This is a genomic window from Butyricicoccus sp. AF18-9LB (assembly GCF_027684505.1).
Classification (GTDB): Bacteria; Bacillota; Clostridia; order Oscillospirales; family Butyricicoccaceae; genus Agathobaculum; species Agathobaculum butyriciproducens.
Genome location: NZ_JAQCWA010000043.1, coordinates 4596 through 11767, shown reverse-complemented (window position 1 = coordinate 11767; position 7172 = coordinate 4596). Strand labels below are relative to the sequence as shown.

General features: G+C 55.9%; 10 protein-coding genes. 6 read left to right on the top strand and 4 right to left on the bottom strand.

Going from position 1 to position 7172, the window contains the following annotated elements; translation table 11 throughout:
• The 5 genes from PGY33_RS13930 to PGY33_RS13910 form a co-directional block, all read left to right on the top strand.
• On the top strand, nt 1–420 hold a 420-nt coding region (locus PGY33_RS13930), incomplete at its 5' end, for an RNA polymerase sigma factor (protein ID WP_270479132.1).
• Complete coding sequence (locus tag PGY33_RS13925) at nt 404–1012, top strand: hypothetical protein (RefSeq protein ID WP_147356955.1); 609 nt, start codon at nt 404–406, stop codon at nt 1010–1012. The genes PGY33_RS13930 and PGY33_RS13925, both read left to right, overlap by 17 nt.
• Before the next feature lie 128 nt (nt 1013–1140).
• Nucleotides 1141–1701: an NAD(P)H-dependent oxidoreductase gene (locus PGY33_RS13920; RefSeq protein ID WP_270479130.1), complete on the top strand. Its 561-nt coding sequence runs from the start codon at nt 1141–1143 to the stop codon at nt 1699–1701.
• Nucleotides 1698–1871, top strand: a complete 174-nt coding sequence (locus PGY33_RS13915; RefSeq protein WP_165815537.1) for a DUF6472 family protein — start codon at nt 1698–1700, stop codon at nt 1869–1871. Before PGY33_RS13920 ends, PGY33_RS13915 begins: the two co-directional genes overlap by 4 nt.
• Nucleotides 1872–1886: 15 nt before the next feature.
• Nucleotides 1887–2468, top strand: coding sequence for a sugar O-acetyltransferase (locus PGY33_RS13910; RefSeq protein ID WP_270479128.1), 582 nt, complete (start codon nt 1887–1889; stop codon nt 2466–2468).
• Nucleotides 2469–2613: 145 nt separating this feature from the next.
• Here the strand turns inward: PGY33_RS13910 and PGY33_RS13905 are convergent, their stop codons facing one another.
• From PGY33_RS13905 to PGY33_RS13890, 4 genes are all read right to left on the bottom strand, one after another.
• Complete coding sequence (locus tag PGY33_RS13905; RefSeq protein ID WP_270479125.1) at nt 2614–3234, bottom strand: hypothetical protein; 621 nt, start codon at nt 3232–3234, stop codon at nt 2614–2616.
• Nucleotides 3235–3467: 233 nt separating this feature from the next.
• Entirely contained in the window at nt 3468–4517 is a 1050-nt protein-coding gene (locus PGY33_RS13900) for an alginate O-acetyltransferase AlgX-related protein (RefSeq protein WP_270479122.1), read from the bottom strand.
• A gap of 8 nt (nt 4518–4525) precedes the next feature.
• A complete protein-coding gene (locus tag PGY33_RS13895) occupies nt 4526–5902 on the bottom strand; it encodes an MBOAT family O-acyltransferase (RefSeq protein ID WP_270479120.1) in 1377 nt (458 codons plus the stop codon).
• Nucleotides 5903–5940: 38 nt separating this feature from the next.
• Nucleotides 5941–6852, bottom strand: a complete 912-nt coding sequence (locus PGY33_RS13890; protein ID WP_270479117.1) for a DMT family transporter — start codon at nt 6850–6852, stop codon at nt 5941–5943.
• 135 nt (nt 6853–6987) lie between these two features.
• On the opposite strand from PGY33_RS13890, the gene PGY33_RS13885 reads away from it, so the two are divergent.
• On the top strand, nt 6988–7158 hold the full coding sequence (locus PGY33_RS13885; protein ID WP_158575305.1) for a hypothetical protein: 171 nt from the start codon (nt 6988–6990) through the stop codon (nt 7156–7158).
• Nucleotides 7159–7172: the final 14 nt, after the last annotated feature.

The window sequence follows — 7172 nt, the reverse complement described above, 5'->3', positions numbered from 1 at the left end:
CCACTCTTTTTCTGTATACCCGCAAAAGAGAAAGAGTGGAGAAAATCTCCACTCTTCACTCTTTTAGAATACGCTGCTGATTACCGCCGCGACCTCTGTCTCACTGATTTCCTGCTCCGTGTTGCCATCAACCTGAGCAAAAACAAGCTGAATCCGGCGTGGTTCAAGCACACGAACGCACTCAAGGAAAGCTATCCGTGCGATGAGTTAGACAGTAACCTCGCCTTTGTGTGGGATGCTGTGCGTGCTCTGCCGCCCAAGTACCGCGAACCCATTCATCCGTTCTACCATGAAGGGTATTCTACCGCGGAAATCGCACGCATTCTCGGACAGAAGGAGAGCACCGTGCGTTCCCTGCTGCACCGAGGACGCAGTATGCTCAAAGAGACACTGAAGGAGGCGTATGATTTCGATGAATAAGTACAACCGTTTGATGGAGCACGTCAATCCGTCTCCCGACCTCGAGCAGCGCCTGCACGATGCCTTGGATAAACCGACGGTGCGCAAACCGTCCGCCTGGAGAAGATACGGAGCGGCTGCAGCTTGTTTGGTACTGATTATCGGCGGCACAGCTGTTATGCAGATAAACCGCACGTCTGCTAATCCGGATGGTGAGGGAAAGGAACCGCCTGTCACCGCCACCGCGCCGCAGGATTACGACACGACAGACGCGCTTGCCGCTGCGCTCTCCTTCCCGCTGGCGCTGCCGCAGACCTTGCCGGATGGCTATGCGTTCGACTCGGCATCCGATCAGTTCGGCATGGCTGTTGTTGTGTATGCGGACGCGGAAGGACATACACTTAAATACTGCATGGGTAAAGGCGAGGACGCGCTCGAAGGTATGAACCATGCCGTTTCCGGCGAGAAACTCGAGGGTACGGACGCACTTCTCTATGCCGAGACAGGTTATACCTCGGCCGAGTGGAAGGATAGCCAGTATAGCTACTGCTTTATTGCAGATGAAACTTTCGATACTGCAGTTTGGCAGGCTCTGGTAAACAGCATAAAATAATCTGCTAATTTATTGAGCTGTACCGCAGGGATGGGTTTCATCCTCACAATAATTTCTAATTACTAATTCCTAATTTCTCAGTTTTCTGCTATACTATATAGTTAGGAACAAGAAGAAGGAAGGATACCATGACACTCTACATCAACGCCTGTCCGCGGGAAGAGTCGCGGACAGAACGGCTGGCGCGCGCCTATCTCGCACACATAAGCGACGTCACCGAGCTGAACGTATACGATCAGCCGCTCGTCCCGCTCGACCGTAAACGGCTTGCTCACCGCGAATCGCTCATTGCCGACGGCAAATGGCACGACCCGATGTTCGATTATGCCCACCAGTTTGCCGATGCCGACGATATCATCATTGCCGCTCCCTACTGGGATCTGGGCTTTCCGGCACAGCTGAAAACCTACATTGAGAACATTTATGTCACCGGCATTGTCAGCGCCTACAACGACCACGGACAATCGTGCGGCCTGTGCCGCGCCCGCAGTCTGACCTACATCACCACCGCAGGCGGCGCGTACGACCCGCGGTTCAGCTTCGATTATCTGACCGCTATGACCAAAGAATACTTCGGTATCCGCGAGACCCGACTTATCTATGCGGAGCGTCTCGACATCTGCGGCAACGACCCCGAGGCTATTCTGCAGTCCGCAATCGACCAAATTGAAAGGAGCGCTGACCGATGACCGGAACCTGTGACGACTGTGCCTACAACGTCTACGATGATGAAATGGATGAATATGTATGCGAAGCCTATCTGGATGAGGACGAATTCTACCGCCTGATGCAGACCGGCAAAAGCTGTCCGTACTACCGCTCCGGCGATGATTATGAACTGGTACGCCACCAGAATTAAGGAGGAACCCTGACGATGACCGAACTTGAAAAAGCCGCTTCCGGCCTGCTGTACGATGCCAACAGCGACCCTGCGCTGCTCGAAGCGCGTGCGCAGACCAGCGACCTGTGCATGGATTACAATACACTCCGTTCCTCCCAGAAGGAGGAGAAAAACGCCCTTCTGCATGCCATTTTAGGCGCCTGTGCGCCCGATATTGTCATTGAGCCGCCGTTTTTTGTCGATTACGGCAGCCATACGCGTGTCGGCCGTGCATTTTATGCAAACCATAACCTTGTGATTCTGGACGCAGCGCCGGTCACCATCGGCGACCATGTGTTCATCGGCCCGAACTGCTGTATCTCGACCGCAGGCCATCCGTTCGATGTTGCACAGCGCAACGCCGGACTGGAATATGCCAAGCCGGTCACCATCGGCAATAACGTCTGGATCGGCATGGGCGTGCAGATTTGCCCGGGCGTCACCATCGGTGATAACGCCGTCATCGCCGCAGGCAGCGTTGTGACGGAGGATGTACCGGCAGGTATGCTTGCCATCGGCGTGCCGTGCAAAGCCGTAAAGCAGGTAGCGAATAAACCGCAGAGACGCATTCTCTGATAAATTCGTAATTAGGAATTTTATCCTCCGCAGGGGCAGACCATTGGTCTGCCCTTTCATTTTACCTCTGCAGAACGTGAAAAGGGGAGGCCACTGGCCTCCCCTGCGAAACATAAAACCGTATCGTCGATTACTAACTGCTAATTTATTGAACCGCTTCGACAGTCTCCGAACCGCCCTCTTTATAGGTATAAACGGTAAACCCGTCATACGTCCAGATGCCGTCCTCACCTTCGCCCATGCAGCTCGGCGAATAGCTCTTGGATGTCGGTGCACCGAGTGCGCTCTCGAGTGCGGATGCGGACGAGCCGACGTACCCGCTCGCCTGAGAGGCAGTCGGCTTCGCCGGTTCTGCGGGTTTGGTCTCAGCCGGAGCGCTTGCCGCAGGCTTGCTCTGTGCCGGCTTGCTTGCCGGAGCAGATGCCGCCGGTTTGCTCGTCGAGGCAGACGGCTTGCTCGTGCCCGCTGAAGCAGACGGCTTTGCGGTCGTGGTGTTCGTGCTGCTCGTTACCGGCTTGGTTTCGTTGGTTTTATCCTCGGTTTTGCTGTCGGTCGAGGTCTTATCGTCAGTCTCGGTCTTTGCGTCCTCGGTCTTGGCCTCGTCGGATTTCTCCTCGGTCTTCGCTTCGTCCTTCTTATCCTCGGTTTTGCCGGTCTGGACGGTCTGGCTCTCGTCCTTGGTATCGTCCTGTGCGGTGTTGCCGCCGCACGCAGCAAGGCCAAAGCAGAGCGTTAGTGCCAGCAGCATGGCTGTCAGCTTTTTCATAAAATTTCCTCCATATTGTTTATTTCTCCTGCGGATACTGATTAGACGGATTACGGTTCGGTTTTGTTCCCCAAATCCGGTGAATATCTGAGGCAACACCGCACAATTAAAGCTGCGGCGCTTTGCAGAAATTTTACGTCCTGACTTTGTTGCGGTTTCGCGGTAATACATCAAGTATTACCGCAAAACCGCGTCGCGTCAGTACACAAAATTTACTTGCAAATCGCTCTTGTTCAATCATGCGGTATTGCCTTGAAAATATTCGGCAGATTTCGCTCGACAATCTCGATGATGACCGTATCGCCCTCCTGCACCTGCTCCAATGGATACGGCATCTGCCGGGTGATGATCGCCTCACGAAAATCCTCCGCGAGAAACGGATGCAGCGCATTGCCGAACGAATCGCGGCACAGCAGCAGCCGACCGTTCGGCGCATTCTCCTGTGTGGTCTGCATGAGGATATCCTCGTCCGAGCGCGGCGGGTTCACATACGAAAACGAGGTCTGATACACCTGCGTTTCCTCCTTTTGCGTGCCTTTCGGATACAGCATTTGGTAAAGATCGCCGCTGTGGCTCCGCTCGGTCGTATATTCCTCATCCGTGAACGATGTATGCGGCAGACCGAGCGTGTTCATCAGATAATCATGTGCGAGCGCGGCGCCGCGGTTCGTCCAGTGCGAGTCGGTCTTATAATACAGCACGTTTGCGTGTGCGCGGAACACGGAGAACAGGTCGGCGTAGTTCACGCCCTCCTGCTCAAGATACGGCAGCACGCGCTCATAGTTGCCGTCCGCGTCCTCGGTCAGATAACGCGCAGGCATGTGCTCCGGATAAAGCGAGCTTTTATTCGGCGCAATCGTGAACAGAAAGCGTGCGCCGCGACTCTCGCAATAGTCCTGCATGGATTTTACGGTCTGCGCCAGCTGCTGCGCCTCACTCTCGGTCAGCGTTGCGTGATTCTGATAATCATCGAGCGTTTTCGCGTAGTACAGCCAGCCGTCCGTGCCGTAAATGACGTCCTCGGCAGGCGAGGTACACAGCAGCCTGGTCTGCAGCGCGGCATTCGCAGTGACGAGCTCCTGGCGAAAGCCGAAATGGTCGGCAACATAATCAGTCAGGTCACCGAGAAACTCCGCGTTCCAGCCAGTCTGCGCGTTCCACAGGCGCGGCTTGGGCGTGAGATGCTCATTGCCTGCCGCCTGCTGCTCAGGCAGCACGAGCATACCCGCCGCCGGAATCAGGCACAGCGACAAAAACGCCGCTGTAAACCATTTATATTTCATATTTCACCTCAAAATCGGAAGTAAATGAACGGATTAAACGAGCCTGCCGCAAGGTACATCATGCACAGCAGCAGCAAACCCAGAGAGCCGATGAACGTCACACTCTCACGTTTCGGCGTATGCTCACGGGCCACAGGCGTACACAGGAGCAGTGCAAGACACAGGGTCAGTGCAAACGCAGGCGTAAATTTTGCCCAGACAGCCGCCGTGCCCATCCAATGCAGACCAATGCCGGAGAACATCGCGGCATACATGGCACCTGCCTGTGCCAGCGTGTCCGCACGAAACAACGTAAAGCCGAGCACGACCACGAGCAGCGTGTACAGCTGTCCGGTTCGTTTTCCCTTGAGCTTGTCTACCGGAATCGCACCGCAGTCCTCAAGCACGGAAAACAAGCCGTGCCACAGTCCCCAGAGGACGAACGTCCAGCTTGCGCCGTGCCACAGTCCGGTTGCAAAAAATACGAGAAAACGGTTGAGCCACGTCCGCGCATTCCCTTTTCGGTTGCCGCCGAGCGGAATATACAGATAGTCGCAGAACCAGCCGGACAGCGAAATGTGCCAGCGGCGCCAGAACTCCTTGATGGTGGTCGCGGTGTACGGATAATTGAAGTTTTCGCGGAAATGGAAGCCGAACATGCGTCCGAGACCGATGGCCATATCACTGTAGCCGGAAAAATCGAAGTAGATCTGCAGCGTGTAGCAAATGGCGCCCGTCCATCCTGCCAGCATGCCGATCTCTCCGGCAGGCAGCGCGAACACCGTGTCCGCCATCTGACCGAGCGCGTTCGACAGCAGCAGCTTTTTGCTCAAACCGCAGATAAACCGGCGGATGCCGAGTGCGGTCTCCTGCGGAGTGGTGCGGCGGCTGTCGATCTCCTGCTCGACGTCGTGGTATTTGACGATCGGTCCGGCGATCAGCTGCGGGAAAAACGCGATGTACAGCAGCACCTTCTTGAACGAGTGAGAGACCGTTTGTGGCTCCCGGTACACGTCGATGACGTAGGAAAGTCCCTGAAAGGTGAAGAACGAGATGCCGATGGGCAGCGCAATGCCGGTCAGCGGCAGACCCAGCCCGCACAGTGCGTTCACTGTGCGGATAGCAAAATCCGCGTACTTGAACACGGCGAGCAGCCCTATTCCGCCGATGACCGCGAGTGTGACACCGAGTTTGGCGTACTTTCCTGCGGCCAGCCGTCCGCAAACGTAGTTAAGCGCCACCGAGAGCAGCAGCAGCGGCAGGTAATACACCTGTCCGAACGAGTAGAACACCAGACTTGCGAGGAGCAGCCAGGTGTTTTTCGCATCCACGTTCGACAGCCTGCGATCGAGCAGAAACACGATCGGCACAAAGAAAAACAACGAAATTGCAGAACTAAATACCATAGATTAACCCTTTATGCACCGCAATTCCGTCTGCGGTGTTACTTTTTTGTCGATGTCGAATTGGCAACGGCAATACCTCCGCTGACCAACACAAGCGCCGCCAGATTGCGTACGGTGAAGATATTCTCGCCGAGCACGAGCGCGGAGAACAGCGTGCCGAACACCGGAATCAGGAAGCCGAACAGGCTGACCTTTCCGACCGGAAATTTACCCAAAAGCGCCGTCCAGATGGTAAACGCGGCCGCAGACAGCGCGATCATGTAGCCGAGCAGCAACACGCCGCCGAGCGTCACCCGACCGAGTGCGCCTCCGCCAGCCGTGCCGACACCCAACAGAAAACAGCCGCCGATGAGCAGCTGCCAACCGGTCAGCAGCATGGGATCACGGCCGGGCGTGTAAATGCGCGAAACAAGCGCGCCCGCGCCCGCCGATACCGCGCTCAGCAGCACCAGACCGTCACCGGTGAGGTTGAAGCCGTTCAGTCCGCCCAGTCCGAGCGCGAGCACGCCCGCAAAGCCGCAGATGCAGCCAAGCGTTTTCCGTCGGTTGAGCTTGTCATTCGGCAGCAGGCAATGCGCCAGCAGCAGCGCGAAAAACGTCTGCGTGCCGGAGAGCACCGAGCCTTTGGTGCCGGTCGTACCGCTCAGACCGATGTAGTAGCACACATACTGCAGCATGCTCTGAAACAGGCTGATTGCCAGAATCGGCTTGATTTCGTCCCGTTTGGGCACGATTCGGTGCCCTTTCAGCCCAGTTGCGAGCAGCACAAGAATTCCCGCCAGCGCAAACCGCCAACCGGCGAATACAAGCTGCGAAAACGGCGCGTCAACCGAAACAGCGAACAGCTCGTACCCGCGCTTGACGCACGGCGCCGCACTGCCCCAGAGCGCGGTGCATAAAACCGCCGGTAAATATAATTGACGTAACAGACTGCGTTTTTGTTCCCCCATTTTGATACTCCCAGACAAATTTTTTATGATTGGTGCTATCAGTATACCATACTTCCCCATGCTCCTGCAAGAAAGGGAGTTTTATCGGACTTTCTCTGTGGTACACTGTCCTCAGTAAAAAAGAGAGGTGAAGCCATGATCTACACTTGCGACACCAAATGCTGCCACTTTATCTTCTTCGGCAGCGCTGAAACCCGCGTCTGTCCGGATTGCGGCAAACACAGCATCCGGCCGTCCACGCTCGAGGAACGCGCCGCGTTCTTCCGCCGCCAGATTGAGTTCGCGCAGGAGCATCCGACCGGATAAGGCAATACCGCATA